The organism is Wenyingzhuangia sp. 2_MG-2023 (assembly GCF_030548295.1).
In the GTDB taxonomy this organism is placed as follows: Bacteria; Bacteroidota; Bacteroidia; order Flavobacteriales; family Flavobacteriaceae; genus Wenyingzhuangia.
This window is the reverse complement of record NZ_JAUOSB010000162.1, coordinates 1-244: the sequence shown is the minus strand read 5'-3', so window position 1 is coordinate 244 and position 244 is coordinate 1. Positions and strand designations below refer to the sequence as shown.

Sequence of the window (244 nt, the reverse complement as noted above, 5' to 3'; positions counted from 1 at the left end):
ATCCTCTAATATCTTCCAAAGAATATCCCCAATTTCTTTTGGGAATTTATTCTCTTCGCATTTTTTATAAATTTTGTCTTTCCACTCTTTTACTTTGTCAATTAATTTTTTACCAACAATTTTTCTTAATTGCTCAGCCTCATCTAAATTAAACCCGATAACTACCGCCATTTGCATCATCGTTTCTTGATATAGGCAATAATTTCTTGTTGACTTAAGAATTTCTTGGAAGAGGGGGTGGGGG

Annotated in this window: 1 protein-coding gene; it reads right to left on the bottom strand. The window is 32.8% G+C overall.

The genetic code is table 11. From position 1 onward, the window contains the following. Window positions 1-244 (bottom strand): hypothetical protein (locus Q4548_RS17330; RefSeq protein ID WP_369281307.1); only part of this gene is annotated, 244 nt, incomplete at both ends.